Raw genomic sequence first — 16856 nt, forward strand, 5'->3', positions numbered from 1 at the left:
ATGGCGCGCAACGATCACCTTTTATCCGTCGGCAACGAAGCACTGGCTCCGATGACGTCAACCATGGCTTCTCTGACGGCACAGATTGATCAACTGACTGAGGTGGCTGATGCGCGCTCCTCGGCACGGCTGGCAACTCTCAAAACCCGGATGGAGAACTTTACGGCCAGCATTACGATGGTGGGTCAGGTCAAGGCCGGAAAATCATCGATCGTCAATATTCTAGCCGGGCGCCCTGCCCTGTTGCCTTCGGACGTCAACCCGTGGACTTCGGTGGTTACGACTCTGAACATCAATACGCGCCCTCCCGGCGATACCAAAGCCAAGTTTACATTCTTTGAGCAGGAAGAATGGGACAACCTGATGGTCGGCGGCGGTCGTCTGGGTGAATTGGCCAATCGCGCCGGCGCGGATGATGAGATGGAAGACATCCGCCGTCAGATTGGTGAGATGAAAGCCAAGTCAGAGGAACGCCTTGGCAAGCATTTTGACCTGATCCTGGGCCAAAGCCACCAGTACGATCATTTCGATGAAGAGTTGATTCAGCGCTATGTTTGCCTGGGGGATGAAGACGATCCCGATATCGATCCGAAAACAGGCCGGTTTGCGGATGTCACGAAGTCCGCCGAACTGTACATGGACATTCCGCAATACCCGGTTGCACTGAAATTGTGCGATACGCCGGGTGTCAACGATACCTTCATGGTGCGCGAACAAATCACCCTGCGTAGCCTGCGCGGTTCTGAAGTCTGCGTTGTGGTTTTGGCCGCAAGTCAGGCCCTGACAACCATGGATATGGCTCTGATGCGCATCATCGCGCAGTTTGAGAACCGGCAGATCATCTTGTTCGTCAACAGAATCGACGAGCTTTCCGATCCTGTAAACCAGGTGCCCGAAATCCGTGACCGCATTCAGGACACGCTGAAACAGAACAATATCGACACCAACACCAGCGTCGTGTTTGGCAGTGCCCTTTGGGCCGAAGCGGCTTTGACGGGAAATCCGGATATTCTGACTGAAGAATCGCGCCAGGCTTTGAATACTTTTTATCTTGCCGCCGGTTTTGGTGATCAGGCAGCCTCGCTCGACAAGATCTGGGCGCTTTCTGGCCTGCCCGATCTGTTGCTGGCCATGAACGAGCGTATTGCAGAAGGTGCCGGAGCGCGCCTGATGGACCGCGTTCGCCATCGGGCCCGCAACATCGCCAGTCAGATTCGCGCGACAGCGGTCGCCAAGAACCTGTCTGAAGGCGAAGGCGTTGCAAGGGATTTGGACGGTGTTTCGCCAGAAGATGCGATCAACACGGTGTCGGCGGAATACGAAAAGAAAGCGACCGAGTTGACAAATGCGTTGCGCGACAAAGTGTTGGAGCGTCTTAAGTCAGCCGAGGCCAGCTTTGTAAAACGTGCAACGGACTCTCTGATCGCGCATCTTGAAAAAAATGGCGAACAAGGCACGTGGCAGTACGATCCCGCCGGACTGAGGACATTGCAAAAGGCTGCATATTTCAGCTTTGCCCGCGCCATGCGTAAGGATGCCGGGGCGTTGTACTCAACCGCTGCTGCGGACGTTGAGGCGCTTTATCACAAGATTCTTGGCAACCATCTGGGCGAATTCAGCATCGAAGCGCCTATTGTTCCCCGTGTGCCACCGCCTCTGGGCATCGGTCGGACAATCGCGCTGGACTTGCAAAGCACCTGGTGGCGACGTTGGTGGCAGCGCAGAAAAGGTTTTGAAGCCTATGCTGCGGATTACACGCGCCTGATCGCGTCCGAGGCAAATTCGATCACCAAGGATATCGAGGAAAACCAGATTGCTGCCGTGCTGGAAAATGTCCGCGCAATCCTGACGGACTTCATGCGCGAGCAGAAGGAAACCTTGTTGAGCATCTCATCCTCTGCCGACAAAAACGCAAGTCAGACTGCGGCGGCGATGGCGGGACTGCAGCCTCAGAAATCCAAAGATGAGATTCTGGGTGACATCCTGAAAGATCTTAGCAACGAAGCGGCATAAGTAGAAAAATGGCAAAAGACACACAAACACGCTTTGTTTCTCCGAAGGCATGGGAACGCATCGAGCAGTGGTCCCGCCGCAAACCGGTATTCGCTCTGATGGGCGAGTTCAGCGCTGGCAAGTCTACGTTGATGAACTTTTTGCTGCGAACGCAGACCTTGCCGACGCAGGTGACGGCAACTCAGTTGCCGCCGGTTTGGTTCAGCTGGGGTAATCAGGCGCCCTATATCAAACGCCATGACGGAAGCGTTGAGCTCATTGAGTTGGATCAGCTTGAAACTGTCGGCGTCAATGACGCGCAGTTCATCCGTATCTTCCTTGAAGCCGATATTCTGGAAGCAGTCGATCTGATCGACACCCCCGGCATTTCGGACCCCAAGATATCGACCGATGTATGGCAACGCGCGGTGGGTCAGGCTAACGGTGTCTTATGGTGTACACACGCAACGCAAGCGTGGCGCGAAACCGAACGCGCGACATGGGTTTCATTGCCTGAGCGGTTACAACACAACTCTTTGCTTTTGGTGACGCGGGCAGACGCCTTGAATCTCAAAGACCGTCAAAAAGTACTGCGCCGTGTTAACCGTGAAGCCGGACACTTGTTCAATCGGTCCATCCTGTTCTCTGCGCGCGATGCGATTACAGCACGGGACAAGACAGGCGATGCTGAAATGTGGTCGCGCAGCGGCGGCGGCAAGATGATCGACAGCTTCCTGGAGATCACCGAACAGATAATGGACAATCGGGCGGATCAACTGGCTCGGTACCAGATCGACAAAAGCCAGACGGACGCACCCAAAGTTAAGCCCTTGCGCCCTGCCCGCTCGTCAAACGAACCCAAAGTGCAGGAAAACCAACCCGAAGTCGCACCATTGAGACTGGTGAACCCGCTGGAGGCCGAAGGGCGGTCGAACCCTGAGGACGCGGCAGTTGTTACCAGCTTCCCGGTTCGACCTGCTCGGGTCGAGCGGCGTTCTGATGAAGCTGAGCGAGTTCGGATCGATGCGGAAGAGGCTGAACGACTCCGAGCGGAAATGGCGTCAGAGCCAGTGCCGCTTCCAGTTGAACCTGACACAAGCGATGATCTGCGTACTTTCTTCAAAGATACCTCGAACGACCCTCTGGAATTGGCGAATGTCGCGCGTTTGGAGGAAGAAGATGAATTCGACTTGTCAGCTGACGCTGATCTGGACGACGAAATTGACAGCGCACCGAGTGACTTAGATGATGTAGAAATCGGCCCTGCGCCTCTTGCGGCTGTTGACAACTCAGATGATGTACTCGCTTCGCTGAGCACTTCGTTGCAAGAATCCTCGATTGAACTAGACGGCGTGGAAGAGGCGCCTGAACAAAACGATGCGGCTGAAGGTCGTGGCATCGAAGTCTCTGTATCCTCGATTACTGCTTTGATGGCGGCTCAACCCGGCAACGATGTCGACGACTATGAGCCGGAACCCGAAACCAGTGGTTTGATTGAAGCCGCCGCCGCCGAACAGGTTGATGCAGTCGACAGAAATGTTGCGACGCTTGGTGATCTGCCGGAAGTTGCGGTCGGATCACCGCTCAGCGCGTCGGACATGTGGCAGGAAATTTCGAGAAATGAAGACTTGCCCCAAGATACAGACGGGCTCAAAAACGTGTTCAAAGCTTTTCTGGCCGAGTTTGATCAGATCGCTCTTGAACACAATGCAAAGCAGACCAAAGAGGCGCTTCGATCCATTCCGAAAGCAAGAGAAAACAGCAGCGCAGAGTGGCATGTATTGTAGGGGCAGCCGAATCGAATTATTGAGCAACACACCAATGAAAACAAAGGCTTAGATGTCTATCCAAAATGCACTGAATACCGCCATGGATACGATACCCGACTGCATTGCAGCCGGGTATATCGACATGGAAACAGGGATGCTGTTGGGCAGTTGTATTTCTGATCCTGACTGCGAAGATTCATTGGGTACTTTGGCAGTGGCAGTAGCCAATCTATTTCAAGGGCAAGGGGTTGCTGCGTTTAAATCGCTCTTGCGTCAGGCCGGCAGTGCAGACGAAGAAAACACTGGGTTTGGGGAAATCGCAGTTTTTTCGAAAGATAGGCTGAACATCTTTTTGCGGACCAAGGAATATCCTGACCATGTGGTCTGCTATATCTGTCGCAACAGCGCGAATGTCGGGCTGGCGCTCACAAAATCACATCTCAGTCTGGGGCCGGTCGCGGCTGCAGTTTGAACGGGACCAGAGGGGGTCACGGCATGATGGACACAAACATTCTCGACTTGCTTGAAGATATCGGACGGTCTTCGGTCGCTCGGCTTTCTCCGGCTGTGATGATTGCCGGAGAAACTGCAAACGCCCGCCGTACTGCGGTGTTGCGGGCAATACGTGGCACGGTTTTACCTCGTCGGTTGGAATTCACCGCCGCAAACGGGGATTGTCTGGCTATTGAGGTGAACAGCTCTCGGATCACGGATGTCTTCAAAGTACCGACGGGTCAGATTCCGGACTTTGAAACGGAATCCCGTGTCGAACTGATCGAGAAGCTGGCTGGATTGGTATCCGACATCTCCACATCGCCTGCTCCGCTTGAGTTGATGTCGGGCAAGCCAGACACAGCGCTGGAAGCGGATGATGTTGGTGTCACGTTCAGTGAGATCGAGAACGCCTGCGCTGCCATAGAGCTTTCTTCCGAGCCGATTGTTTCTGTCGTCCCGACGGCAGAGAAATCTGCAGAAGACTTTCCGCCAACCGAGGCAACACCGGATACAGCGGCAACACTTTCCCGACGTTTTTTTGATGCATCGGACCGCTTCGCCATAGGTCGCGTTTTTGTAGACAGTACTGAAGTAACCGCGCCCCTTCTTGAAGGCATGTGCAAGCCCACTGAGGGGATGCATCCCGACCAGAACGCGCTTGCGCGTTTCGCCGCTGATCTTGCTGGCTGGGACAACGACTCTCAGGAAGAGAGTGAAGGCCCGCAGTTGATCGTTATGAGGCCGTCGGGTGGAAAAGGGGCCGGTCTGGCCATTTTAAGTGACCGCGGTCAGATCGCGGTCGCCATCCACGAGACCCGTAAATTGGGAGCGGTTGTCAATCTGTGGACCTCTTTGCAGGAGGCACAGGAATGATTGCCTCCGTTGAATTCAAATTTTCGACTACCTCGATCTGTTTATTTATGTAGCCAGGGTAATGAGTAATGAGTGAATTACATCGCCGCGAACTTATTCGCATAGCAGAAGAAATGAACGGGACAAGCAATGATGAAACGCGTCAGTTCATTTCCCGCATCATTGGTGATCTTGACAATCTAAAACCGTCTATTGCCTTTGTCGGGCAAATCAAGGCGGGCAAGTCGCGCCTGATCAACGGCTTTACCGGTCAGGCGGAATATTTGCCTTCGGATGTAAACCCGTGGACGACCGTAATTACCGATATGCACTTCGGGCATCCATCCGGCAGGACGGAAGGTGCCGAGTTTCATTTCTTCGACAATTACCAATGGCAATCGCTGATCGCCGAGGGTGAAGAACTGCGCAATATGTTCCCCGATGACGAGGACAGCTACAAGCGCGAGATGATCGAAGAGCAGGTCGAGGCCATGAAAATCCGGGCGCGTCGGCGTCTGGGCGACAGCTATGAACAGCTGTTGGGTCAACACCATGATCTGGACGAACTGACATCGGATGATTTGGCTCGATACGTTTGTGCCGGGGATGATCCCACAGAAGACGGTGCGCTGGATCCGGGCAGTGATCGGGGACTTTACAGTGACATCACTCGCAAGGCAGAAGTCTATTTTGACATCGGCCACTTCCCTTTCCCCCTGACGGTTACAGACACGCCCGGCGTAAATGACCCGCTGCTGATCCGTGAAGAGATTTCGCGGCAGTATCTGAAGGAATCCGATTTCTTTGTGGTAGTCCTGTCCGCGCATCAGGCTCTGTCGCGCGCGGATCTGAAACTGTTCCGGTTGATGCAAGCGCTGGAGCTTGGCCAGATTGTTGTATTTATCAACCGTGTGGACGAATTGGGCGGCGGGGCTGAAGACGCAGCCAAGGTGCATCAGGATGTCCTCGACGGGCTCGAGAAGGCATTGGGCAACTCGAATATCGACGTTCTGATGGGCAGCGCGCAATGGGCGCACTATGCGCTCACTGGAGATGAAACCGGGGTGAACCACGATCATGTTCTGGCGTGGCTGCGCGCCCACCCGGAACAGATGCAGCAATATCTGAACGGTGTGGCCGAGATCAAACAAGGTCCGGGACCGATCAGCCGAGAAGCTGTTCTGCGCTTTGCTGCAATGATCGCGTCGGGCCTGCCGGATTTGCGTCGTCATGTCACTCAGGCTTTGACGGACGGGCCGATCAACGAACAGTTGCGGATGGCATGGCAGCATCTCGACAGTTTCGCACGAGGGGAGCTTGAGCGATCCCAGGTTCATTTGCGTGCGCTGCAAGATGAAGATGGCCCAGATGCCAGGAGTGCCGATGAAAGCGACAAGACACTTGGCGAGCTGCGCAACCTGATTACTGACAAAACGCAGGAAATCACGCGTGACATGGACGATGTCCTGTCGAACCTGCGCGGCGTCATGGATGACACGGTCGCTGAATCCGTGTCTGCCGTCGTGCGTGGGCCGGATGGCCAATCACCTCTGCTGTCAAAAGGTGGCGAGACCGAACTCAATTTTACACCATTGCGCGAACGTATGCGTGAACTGGTACAGGGGGCAGCGCAGGTAGTTCGGCAGCGAATGCTGAGCGAGCTTTACGCGATTGACATGCAATGCAATGCCGCTTTGCGGGCTTTGCCTGGGTGGCAAGAGCCGGTCGATAATCGCATGAACACCAGCGCCGTGCGATGGTTCCGTCCGGATACCACCGCTCTGACCCGTGGCATTACGGTTGAGTTGCGTGTAAACTGGCTCTCGCGTCTGATCTCGCGCAATAGCGTTGTGGCGCGCGCCGAACGAATGATTGTGCAGGAGTTTGAGTTGATTGGTGATGATCTGATCGACACGACACGAGACAATCTGTTGGAACGGCTGAGCACGGTTCTGGATCATTATGTGGCACTGCTGGCTGGCCATCTGGAGCACCGATCCAGCTCAGGAGAACTGAATGCCCAGGCCGAAGCGCAAGGCGCATTCGACAGAGCACGCCGTATTGCAGATGAGCTGGAGACGGTTTTTGGAACAACCAATGCGGATGAAAGACAAGCAGAGGCTGCGGAATGATTGAATTTCCCGGAACTGAACAGGAAGTGCGCCAGCTGGAGCGTTTCCTGACCGCAACTGAAAATCTGACGCCTGACGCGGCGTTGGAGGATATGCGCGCGCGGGCTCTGGCCCATGCCGAACGTCTGTCAAATGCGGTCAACATCGGTTTCGCCGGGGAATTTGGAGCTGGCAAGTCGAGTCTGGCGAACATGTTGGCTGGAGCGGATATTCTTCCAACAGGTCCACAACATCTGAAATTGCCGCTTGTGATCGTCGCCTACGCGGACACGCCCGAAACGACCGTTGGTTGGTGGGGCAGAGAGCCAAAAACCTATTCGGGCATCGCGCTTGAAAAAGCGGCCGCAGAAGAGCCGGATTTCATCTCAGTCGGTATCAATACACCTGCGCTGAAGGAAATCTCGCTGTTTGATCTTCCGGGGTCGGGAGCTCTTGATGATACGTATAAGCCGACTTTGGATTTGCTGAAATTCGTCGATTGCGCCATCTGGTGCACCAATGGAACAAACGCCTGGCGCGAGACAGAGCGCCATTTGTGGTCTCAGGTGCCATCCGAACTGCGAGCCAACAGCCTGCTGGCCGTCACACATGCTGATCTGCCACCGGTGCAGGGCGCATTGGATCGCGTCCTTGCACGGCTGAACAAGGAAAAAGAAGGGATGTTCCGCGCTGTTGTGCCAATTGGTACTCCGGTCGCGGTGCGTGCCATGGCACAGGAGCCCGAACCTGACTTTGCTCTTTGGGAAACCTGCGGTGGCCAGAGCCTTGCCGAGCACGTCCTGGATGCGGCTTCTAACCGGCGTCGCAGCGATCTCGACGCCGCTCGGAAGGATTTGCAGAAGGAACTCGTGCCGTACCTCGAAGCACTGCAGGGCCCGGAGCCAGCGGTTGTTTCGAATGACACAGCGTCGATGCAGTCAACGCTGGGGTCTGCCCTGCCCCCGCTGAACAATCCCATCCTCGAGGATTGGCTGGCTGCGATCGCAAGCATCTATGAAGATTTGCGTGAAACCTCTGACATCGAACCGGCAGCCTTTTTGAACAGCTGTCAGGAGATTGTCGAAGATTTTGCGGAACGGCTGGAACAAGGCGGTGAAATAGATCCCGACGCTGATTGGATTCCGGCAGAGTTCGAAAAAGCGACGGACTTGCTGTTACTGCTGCAATTCGAAAGCGGGGACGCACCGCTGAAGGACGCAATCAGCATTCTGGCGCAGCTGGGCGACAATCTTGCCTGGGCTGGCAGTACTGTTGCAGCGGCGCAGCCCAAAACCGGAACCTGACGCTTTCCCGTCAAGATTGTGCAGTATCGCAGCGATTCGAAGGGCCGAGGAATCGGCCCTTTTATTGTTTCGAATTTGTGGACCAAAACACTTGATTTTGGGTTTCAGTTTTCAATTAATCTATATCGTTAATCTATATGTGGTATTATAGACTGCGCCTTACACCACATATGACATTGTGCGTAAAACGATCCATAGTGAAGCCATCAGGCGGCCCCAATAAAGTCAAATTTGAAACGTCTAACCGTTCTCAAGTGTCCTGCGGTTGTTTTTGGTTGTGAGTTCGTGGGCTGTTGGCCCGATTTTCCTAAGCCGCAAAACGAATAGAACGGGCGGATTGAAATGAGCCACAACCAGGCTGTCGGTGCGACGCACGACGAACCAAAAATTGAGGGATTGCAGCCAGGCGCAAAACTATTGCGCGGGCAGTATGAAATCCTCCGTTATCTCAGCAACGGTGGATTCGGGATCACCTATCTGGCCCGCGACAGCCTGGAGCGGGACGTTGTGATCAAAGAGTGCTTCCCCGGAGCGCTCTGCCGCCGCAACGGTGATCTGGTCGAACCAAATGATTCATCCTTCAAGGATGATCTGCGCTCTATCATTGACCTCTTCATTCAGGAAGCGCGCAATCATGCGCGTCTGGTACATCCCAATATCGTAGACGTACATCAGGTGTTCGAAGACAATGACACCGCGTATATCGCAATGGACCTCATCCGTGGTTGCGATCTGCTGGACTACGTCGAAAACCCGGAAAACGACGGTGGGCCTGACTTCATTGTTCAGGTCACCGAAAAAATGCTGTCTGCGGTATCGTTCATTCACCAAAGTGGCATGTTGCATCGGGACATTTCACCGGACAACATTCTGATTGATGAAAACGGGGATCCGGTCCTGATCGATTTTGGAGCCGCGCGTGAGCAAGCGGCAAACAAGTCGGCAGCTCTGTTGACCTTGCGCGTCATCAAGGATGGGTACTCGCCACACGAATTCTATGTCCGGGGCGCCGATCAAGGCCCCAGCAGCGACCTCTATGTTTTGGCGGCCACTCTCTATCACGCGATCAGTGGCGAGCGCCCTATCGACGGTCAAAGCCGCCTGAATGCATTCAACAACGGCCAGGATGACCCCTACACACCACTGGCCGGTCGGTTCGAAGGATACCCGGAAGGGTTTCTGGAGGCGATTGACAAAGCGATGGAAGTGCACGCTACGGATCGCCTGCAATCTGCACTGGATTGGTTGCGCATGTTCCGCGGCCCCGGTGTCATGTTTGATACATTCGCCTATCGTCCTGTGTCCGTGATTGTTGGCATGGACCGGAAAGACAAAGAGGAAGAAAAGGCCCGGATCAAAGCCGAAAGCGAAAACGCAGAGGCCGTTGTAACAGCCTTGTTGGCCGGGAACTCGGACATTGTTCTTGGCAACGAAGACAAAAAAGATGACGATCTGGCCAAAATCACAACGAAAGACGATGCGCCGGTCGCTGTCGATACCGTGGTTCAGAGCGGATCCGGAGGCAGCGGCAAGCTGTTCGCTGGTGTGGCCGTTGTTGCAGTTGCGCTGGCCGCTGGTGGTTTCTTTGCGATGTCCGGCGACAAGACGGAAGAACAGGCAGAAGCACCCGTGACGCAGCCCGCAGTGGAGTTGCAATCCGCTGAGACAGAGACGTCTGGGACCGAACCTTCAGCCACCGAGACACCCGAGCCAGAGCCCGAAGTGGCCGCCACGCCCGAAGCCAAGCCGGAAGAGCCGGAAGAGCCTGTCGAGCAGGCACAAGCAGCGCCTGCGGAACCAGCTGCCACAGAAACAGCCCCCGCAGACACTGAACCTTCTGAAGTTCAGTCGCAGACGGCAGAAGCGGCGACTGTCGCAGCAGAGCCGGTGATTGAAGAACCTGCGCCTGAAGCAATTGCCAGCGTCGGAGTTCCGGCGGAACAGCAGGTGTCGTTTACGCATTGGGATGTCGATATTCCCTTCCAGACATCCCGCCGCCGCGGCTCGACCGGAGCTACCATTGCAGTTACAGGAATTGACGCCGACCAGGACATGAGCGTGATTGGCGAATGGGTGCAGCGCGGTGCTGTCATCTTTACCCTGAATGGCAAGCCAGTACGTCAGGACGTTCCGTTCGCCGCACAGGTTCTGGACCATCTGAACGTTGACGCCGATGGGTACACAAGGGTTGCCGCCCGCTACCGTCCGCTGGGGCAGACCCGTGCGCAAAACGGTCTGTTGGCCCTTCCCGCCATGCGGTCAGTAGGTTTGGAAAATGGCTACACTTTTACCGTGAGCAGTGATGGCAACGGCGGATGGCAAACAAAGGTGAACGCAGTTCCGGCTGAAGCAGTTGGAAGTCTGCAGACTGACGATGTCCTGCTGAACGAAAGCCAATCCGGCACAACATTTGACAGCTCGGAAAGCCTTGAAGAGATGCTGACCGCACTTGTTTCAAACGGGCATCCCGAAGCAAATCTGACGGTGTTGCGCAATGGGGCCGAGACGGCTGCCATCATGCAGCTTGCACAGGAGTAATCTGACCGGTTCGTAAGTCATCTGCCAGTGTGTGTTTGCTGAGGGTGGCAACCAGATTTTGCCACCCCGGCGGGAACCGGCCCGCCGCAGATTGTACCAGTTTCCATGGGTATCCATTGAGTGGCTCTGCGCTGGCGCGCAGGGAAAAGTAGCAGCCTAAGGCGCGGCATATCTGCGTCAATAATTCGAAGGTGTCGACACCATGTTCAAATACAAAAGCCCTCTGAGCCGGCTTCTCGAAGGTGCCGGCAAATCCAAAGAAGAAGAAGTTGCTGAAAAACCGACCGCTGTAGACGGCCCTGCAACCGAAGAAGAAAAGCAGGAACCTATTGCGGATTTCAACGCGCTGCGCGCCGCATTGGCGGGTGGGAACATGACATCCGAATCCTATGAGGAAACGGATGAACTGATACCCGAAGAAAAGATGCCCGAATTCGACGAGGCCGAGGCAAAAAGCGCGGAAGAACCAGAAGAGTCGATCTTCGTCGAGGACAGCTCCGAGGAAGAAGACGCACCGACAGACGTTTTGACGGCAGAGCCCGTCGAAGAGCTGGCTGAAGTCGAGCAGGTTGTCACCTTGCATATGGCGGAAGCACCTGCAGCGACGCAGGCAGAGGATACATCAGCGCAGGTCGTGTCCGAAACCGCTGAGCCGGACGTCGACGAAGTTGAGGTTGCAGAGCCTTCGGTTCAGGAAGCGACGCCGGTAGAAGAGACCGTTGAGCCGGTGGTAGAGCAGATGGAACCTATCCCAGCCCCTGCCCCGGTTGAGGACCGCCGCTCACGGGTCAAGACGACATTTCTGGGCTTTGAGCGCGCTGATACTCATGTTCAGGACTTGATAGAAACGTCCGAACCCGTAGCAAAAGCAGAAGCGGCGCAAGAGACATTCCCTGTGGGCTGGCTGGTGGTAACAGCAGGTCCGGGACGAGGCGCCAGCATTACGCTGACCGAAGGCCTGATGCAAATCGGTCGCAACGATGACCAGGCCATCCAGTTGGACTTCGGCGATACCGGTATTTCGCGGGCGAACCATGCAGTGATCGCCTATGACCCAGAAGATCGGAAATGCTATCTGGGCCATGGCGGCAAGGCTAATCTCGTGCGCCTGAACGGCAAACCCGTTCTCAGCACCGTTGCTCTGTCCAGTGGAGATCTGATCCGTATCAGCGAAACTTCCATCCGGTTCATAGCCTTCTGCGACGACGGTTTTGATTGGCGGGATTCCTGATAGATGCTGGCAACTCCGGCATATGATGTTGCGCTGATCCTGAACCAGGGTCAGCGGGAAACACAGGAAGACGCGATTGCAGCCCGCATGTTCGACGCGTCGGATGCAGGGTACATTGTGATAGCCGACGGTATGGGTGGGCACGAAGCGGGTGAAGTGGCTTCGGAAATGGTGATCGCTGCATGGCGTGGCGCATTGGACGCCGAGCTTGAGGCTGAGACCCTGAACGAAAGCTCTGCTATTGATGCGCTTCCTTTGGCGGCTATGCAAGCCAATGCAGCAATCTCCAACCATAACGATGCACAGGGTAAGGGTTTCAACATGGGATCAACCATGTTGGGTGTCCTTCTTCTCGGGCAGCGGGTGTTTTGGATTTCGATCGGTGACAGCCCTCTTTACCTGTTCCGCGATGGCACTTTGACACAGCTCAACGAAGATCACTCGATGGCACCAGTGATCGACGCAAAGATGGCCTCGGGTGAGATCACTAAAGCTGAGGCGCTGGAAATGGACCGCAATCAGTTGACCTCGGTGGTCATGGGTGGCGCTATTCCGAAGGTGGATTGCCCGGAAAACCCAATGCTCGTGTCGCCCGCTGATGTCCTGATCCTTGGAAGTGACGGGCTGCAGTATATCAGCGACGCCGAAATTCAGAACATTCTGCAGGATCATCAGCGGGGCCTGGCACAAGACATAGCCGAGGCATTGCTGACGGCCGTGCAGGCCAAGGGCGACCCGGATCAGGATAATCTTTCTATCGCAGTCGCGAAACTCACAAGAACCTAAACAGGCAAAGTACCAGGACCCATGAGAAAGCACCTAATCGTATCTAGCCTTGCTCTTGCCGCCGCCACGGGCGCGGCGTCAGCGCAAGAGGCGTGTTCAACTTATGAAATTCAACGCGGCGACAGCCTGCGGGAGTTGGCAATCGAGGTCTATGCGACCGAAGATTTTCGCATAATTTTCGATGCGAACCGGGATGTCATCGGTTCTAATCCCAATATCATCCGCGTCGGCGATGTTCTGGAACTACCCTGTCTTGAAGATGTCGGACGTGCTCCGGTTCTAGCTGATACCGAAGCCGAACGGTTGGCAGCCGAAATGGCGGCAGAGCTGGTAAAAGCTGCTGAAGAACGTGCTGAGAAAGCTGTAGCAGAAGCAGAAGCCCGTGTTGCTGCTGCAGAAGCCGAAGCAACTAAAGCGAGTGAAGAGGCGGTTGTAGCCGCGCGAGCTGCAGCAGCGGAAGAGATTGAAGCTGCTCGTTCGGAAGCTGCCGCTTTGATCCGGAATGCAGGAACGGGAGAACGGCCCGAAATTCGTGACCGTCAGTTGTTGCTGATCACTGGTGGCAATTACGCTCCGTTTACCGATGAATCGCTTCCGAACCGGGGGCTCTATACACATCTGGTTGAAACGGCGATGTTCCGTGCCGCTCCGGAACAGGCTTACAAAATTCAGTTCGTAAATGACTGGTCATCGCACCTGGACCTGTTGATGCCAACACTTGCGTTTGACGGCACTTTCCCCTGGTCGCGGCCCAATTGCGAGGAAGCCGCGACGCTATCGGAATATGACCGTAACCGTTGCGAAACCTACAACTTCTCAAATCCGTTCTATGAGGTCGTGGACACGTTCTTTGCCCGCGAAGGTTCAGGATACGAGCAGACACTGACCTATGCCGACTTTGCCGGAGCAACGATCTGCCGTCCGGAAGGCTGGTCTTTGTCTCATATGGATGCGGTTAGTCTTTACGAGCCGGTTATTGAACTTATGCGCCCGACTTCACCGGATGATTGCTTTCATGCCGTGATGGAAGGCACCGCAGATATCGTAGCCATCGAAGCACATCTGGCTGTCGAGGCAATCGAGCGGCTTGGATATCAACACCGGATTATCGAGAACCCCAACCTGGCGGCTATCAAGTCGCTTAACGTTATGACCCATAAAGATAATCCTGATGGGGAAGCGATCCTTGAAACGCTTAATCAGGGTCTGGCAATCATGCAGCAATCGGGCGAATGGCGTGACATCGTGTCAACCGCCCTGCGTCATCAAATGGAAAATGGATAAGGCCCCAAACTGGCCTGACAAACTAAAGTCTGGAGGAAGTGGACATGTTTAACGAGAAGATAATGAAGGTAGCGCTTTCAGCAACCGCGATCACCGCTCTGAGTGCTGGCGCCGCTGCGGCACAGGAAGCTTGTACCAACTACACCGTCCAAGATGGCGACACCATGGCGACCATTGCCATCGCAGCCTATGGTACATCGAACTATCAGCCGATCTTCAACGCGAACCGGAACGAAATTACCAACCCCAATGCTCTTGAGCCAGGTCTGGTTCTGGCCCTGCCCTGTGAAGACGGTAGCCTGCCAAATGGTCAGAGCGCGCAGGAAATCATCGCAGCTGAAGAACAACGTGCAGCCAGCGTCAAACGTTCAAGCGTTTATCAGCCGCCAATCAAACTGGTGACCGGCAATGGCTGGGCGCCTTTCGCGGATGAATCGCTGAACGGTGGCGGTGCGATTACACGTCTGGGCACCACGGCTCTGCAGCGTGGTGGCAACGCGCGCGACTATTCCGTCAGCTTTGTGGACGACTGGAACTCGCACCTGGAAACCCTTCTGCCGCTTGGCGCGTTTGACGTCTCAATGGCTTGGAACATGCCAGACTGCACCAACCGCACCTATGAATGGTCCTGGGAAACTGAAGTGCGCTGCACTCAGTTCGACTCGTCCGTTCCGGTCTATGACATCGTGGTCGGTTTCTACACCATCCCGGAAAGCGACTTTGCTGGCGCAACAACCTTTGAAGAGCTGAAAGGTGCCACGATCTGCCGTATGGATGGCTGGTTCATCCACGATCTGGAACAGGAAGGTCTGCACAACGGTGAAACCATGACGCTGATGCAGCCGATCACCGCACGCGAGTGTCTTGATGCGGTCCTGACAGGAACTGCCGATGTTGCAACATTTGAAGTTCAGCTGTTCTCGGACACGATGGTTGAAATGGGTCTGAACCAGAACGACCTGGTTGAGAACCCGTTCGTGACTTCGCTGTCTTCGCTGCGCTTTATCAGCCACCGCAGCAATCCGTTTGGCAAGCAATATTTGGCGATGCTGAACAAAGGCCTGAACGAAATGCGCGAATCCGGAGAATGGTACGCGATCGTTTCCGACACACTGCGCGAGCACAACGAGAAACTGATGGCAGCTTCGAACTGATCCCTCGGTTCAGCTGAAACTATGGGGCCGGTTTTTCAATCGGCCCCTTTTTTGTCAGTGAAAACAGAAGTTATTTCAATATGACAAAATTTGGCCTCTTATCTGCTTCACAACAGCCTCAAATGCGCAGCACCTTCTAACCTTAAGCACGACCATCATTCAATTGATGCCACTGAAAGAGCGTGATTTGCATATGATACAGGGCGCCATCAATACCGAAAAAAGCTCGCGGATGCCGGTGACAAGATCGGGTCTGGACATTGCAGTGATTTTGCCTTGCTACAACGAGGCAGTCGCCATTGGCGAAACCGTTAGGCAATTCCGTGCCGCCCTGCCGGACGCTACCATTTACGTTTATGATAACAATTCTACCGACGACTCTGTCAAAGTTGCGTTAGAGGCAGGCGCGCTGGTCTATTCCGAAACCTATCAGGGCAAGGGCAACGTTGTCCGCAGAATGTTTGCCGACGTGGACGCGGATGTTTACGTCATGGCAGACGGGGATGCGACCTACGACAGCGCAGCAGCGCCCGAATTGATCAACCTGCTCGTTTCGCAGAATTTGGATATGGTCAATGGTGCACGAGTGAATGAGGAAACAGAAGCTTATCGGCGCGGCCACAAGTTTGGAAATGCTTTGTTCAGCTGGCTTGTGAAGTTCTTCTTCAAAAGCAAAATCAACGACCTGCTTTCGGGTTACCGTGTTTTCAGCAGGCGCTTTGTTAAAAGTTTCCCCGCTGTATCGAACGGCTTCGAAATCGAAACAGAACTAACCGTTCATGCAATGCAAATGCGCATGCCAATCAGCGAGGTTCAAACAAGATACTCTTCGCGCCTGCCGGATTCAAATTCCAAACTGGCAACATTCTCGGATGGCTGGCGAATCCTTAAAATGATCGGCCTGTTGATCAAAGACGAAAAGCCCATTGCTTTCTTCCTGTCTTTGGCTTTGTTGGTCTTTTTGCCTTCGCTTTTTGTTTTTTTATCGGTCTTTCAGGAATTTCTGGAAACAGGCCTCGTTGATCGAATTCCGTCGCTGGTTGTCGCGGTTTCAGGGTTTGTCGCGACTATGCTGTCAATCGTCTGTGCCTTGATTCTGGAGTCTCTGGCTCTTGCCCGCCGAGAAGCACGCCGCCTTTCTTATTTGCGGCACAAAGGGGTTGCTGCGGCAGGAGATAACCAGATGCAACCATCACTGATAAAAGCTGAAGACCGTCGATTTGCTTAACCAACTAAAGGCAGAACTCACTAGGGTCAGGATTCATAACCAGTAGATGACAGTTGCCGCAAGAGCTATGGCTGAGAGGAAGACCTGAGGACATCGGTCATAGCGAGTTGCC

General features: G+C 54.7%; 12 protein-coding genes. All 12 read left to right on the top strand.

Going from position 1 to position 16856, the window contains the following annotated elements:
* A complete protein-coding gene (locus tag ACR0K5_RS19005; RefSeq protein WP_480631214.1) occupies nt 1-2013 on the top strand; it encodes a dynamin family protein in 2013 nt (670 codons plus the stop codon).
* Nucleotides 2014-2021: 8 nt separating this feature from the next.
* A complete protein-coding gene (locus ACR0K5_RS19010) occupies nt 2022-3779 on the top strand; it encodes a dynamin family protein (protein ID WP_480631215.1) in 1758 nt (585 codons plus the stop codon).
* 52 nt (nt 3780-3831) lie between these two features.
* Nucleotides 3832-4233 carry a hypothetical protein gene (locus ACR0K5_RS19015; RefSeq protein ID WP_480631216.1) on the top strand — a complete coding sequence of 134 codons (402 nt, stop codon included), beginning with the start codon at nt 3832-3834 and terminating at the stop codon, nt 4231-4233.
* A gap of 23 nt (nt 4234-4256) precedes the next feature.
* Nucleotides 4257-5129 carry a hypothetical protein gene (locus ACR0K5_RS19020; RefSeq protein WP_480631217.1) on the top strand — a complete coding sequence of 291 codons (873 nt, stop codon included), beginning with the start codon at nt 4257-4259 and terminating at the stop codon, nt 5127-5129.
* A gap of 68 nt (nt 5130-5197) precedes the next feature.
* Nucleotides 5198-7240, top strand: coding sequence for a dynamin family protein (locus tag ACR0K5_RS19025; protein ID WP_480631218.1), 2043 nt, complete (start codon nt 5198-5200; stop codon nt 7238-7240).
* On the top strand, nt 7237-8523 hold the full coding sequence (locus tag ACR0K5_RS19030) for a dynamin family protein (protein WP_480631219.1): 1287 nt from the start codon (nt 7237-7239) through the stop codon (nt 8521-8523). The genes ACR0K5_RS19025 and ACR0K5_RS19030 overlap by 4 nt, the downstream gene beginning before the upstream one ends.
* A 342-nt stretch (nt 8524-8865) precedes the next feature.
* Entirely contained in the window at nt 8866-11061 is a 2196-nt protein-coding gene (locus ACR0K5_RS19035) for a serine/threonine-protein kinase (protein ID WP_480631220.1), read from the top strand.
* 202 nt (nt 11062-11263) lie between these two features.
* Nucleotides 11264-12292: an FHA domain-containing protein gene (locus ACR0K5_RS19040; RefSeq protein ID WP_480631221.1), complete on the top strand. Its 1029-nt coding sequence runs from the start codon at nt 11264-11266 to the stop codon at nt 12290-12292.
* A 3-nt stretch (nt 12293-12295) separates the two neighbouring features.
* Nucleotides 12296-13078 carry a PP2C family protein-serine/threonine phosphatase gene (locus ACR0K5_RS19045; protein ID WP_480631222.1) on the top strand — a complete coding sequence of 261 codons (783 nt, stop codon included), beginning with the start codon at nt 12296-12298 and terminating at the stop codon, nt 13076-13078.
* Nucleotides 13079-13099: 21 nt separating this feature from the next.
* Nucleotides 13100-14362, top strand: coding sequence for a substrate-binding periplasmic protein (locus ACR0K5_RS19050; protein WP_480631223.1), 1263 nt, complete (start codon nt 13100-13102; stop codon nt 14360-14362).
* Nucleotides 14363-14406: 44 nt separating this feature from the next.
* Nucleotides 14407-15516 (top strand): LysM peptidoglycan-binding domain-containing protein, encoded by a 1110-nt coding sequence (locus ACR0K5_RS19055; RefSeq protein WP_480631224.1) that lies wholly within the window; start codon nt 14407-14409, stop codon nt 15514-15516.
* Between the two features lie 232 nt (nt 15517-15748).
* On the top strand, nt 15749-16744 hold the full coding sequence (locus ACR0K5_RS19060) for a glycosyltransferase family 2 protein (RefSeq protein WP_480631226.1): 996 nt from the start codon (nt 15749-15751) through the stop codon (nt 16742-16744).
* The last annotated feature ends 112 nt before the right edge of the window (nt 16745-16856 follow it).

The sequence above is a fragment of the Ruegeria sp. AB9 genome, from assembly GCF_056542585.1.

Excerpts from the sequence above, each read along its gene's own strand:
- ACR0K5_RS19015 (WP_480631216.1), top strand. The coding sequence starts at position 3,832 with ATGTCTATCCAAAATGCACTGAATACCGCCATGGATACGATACCCGAC.
- ACR0K5_RS19045 (WP_480631222.1), top strand. The coding sequence starts at position 12,296 with ATGCTGGCAACTCCGGCATATGATGTTGCGCTGATCCTGAACCAGGGT.
- ACR0K5_RS19055 (WP_480631224.1), top strand. The coding sequence starts at position 14,407 with ATGTTTAACGAGAAGATAATGAAGGTAGCGCTTTCAGCAACCGCGATC.
- ACR0K5_RS19060 (WP_480631226.1), top strand. The coding sequence starts at position 15,749 with ATGCCGGTGACAAGATCGGGTCTGGACATTGCAGTGATTTTGCCTTGC.
- ACR0K5_RS19035 (WP_480631220.1), top strand. The coding sequence starts at position 8,866 with ATGAGCCACAACCAGGCTGTCGGTGCGACGCACGACGAACCAAAAATT.
- ACR0K5_RS19050 (WP_480631223.1), top strand. The coding sequence starts at position 13,100 with ATGAGAAAGCACCTAATCGTATCTAGCCTTGCTCTTGCCGCCGCCACG.
- ACR0K5_RS19005 (WP_480631214.1), top strand. The coding sequence starts at position 1 with ATGGCGCGCAACGATCACCTTTTATCCGTCGGCAACGAAGCACTGGCT.
- ACR0K5_RS19030 (WP_480631219.1), top strand. The coding sequence starts at position 7,237 with ATGATTGAATTTCCCGGAACTGAACAGGAAGTGCGCCAGCTGGAGCGT.
- ACR0K5_RS19040 (WP_480631221.1), top strand. The coding sequence starts at position 11,264 with ATGTTCAAATACAAAAGCCCTCTGAGCCGGCTTCTCGAAGGTGCCGGC.
- ACR0K5_RS19010 (WP_480631215.1), top strand. The coding sequence starts at position 2,022 with ATGGCAAAAGACACACAAACACGCTTTGTTTCTCCGAAGGCATGGGAA.
- ACR0K5_RS19020 (WP_480631217.1), top strand. The coding sequence starts at position 4,257 with ATGATGGACACAAACATTCTCGACTTGCTTGAAGATATCGGACGGTCT.
- ACR0K5_RS19025 (WP_480631218.1), top strand. The coding sequence starts at position 5,198 with ATGAGTGAATTACATCGCCGCGAACTTATTCGCATAGCAGAAGAAATG.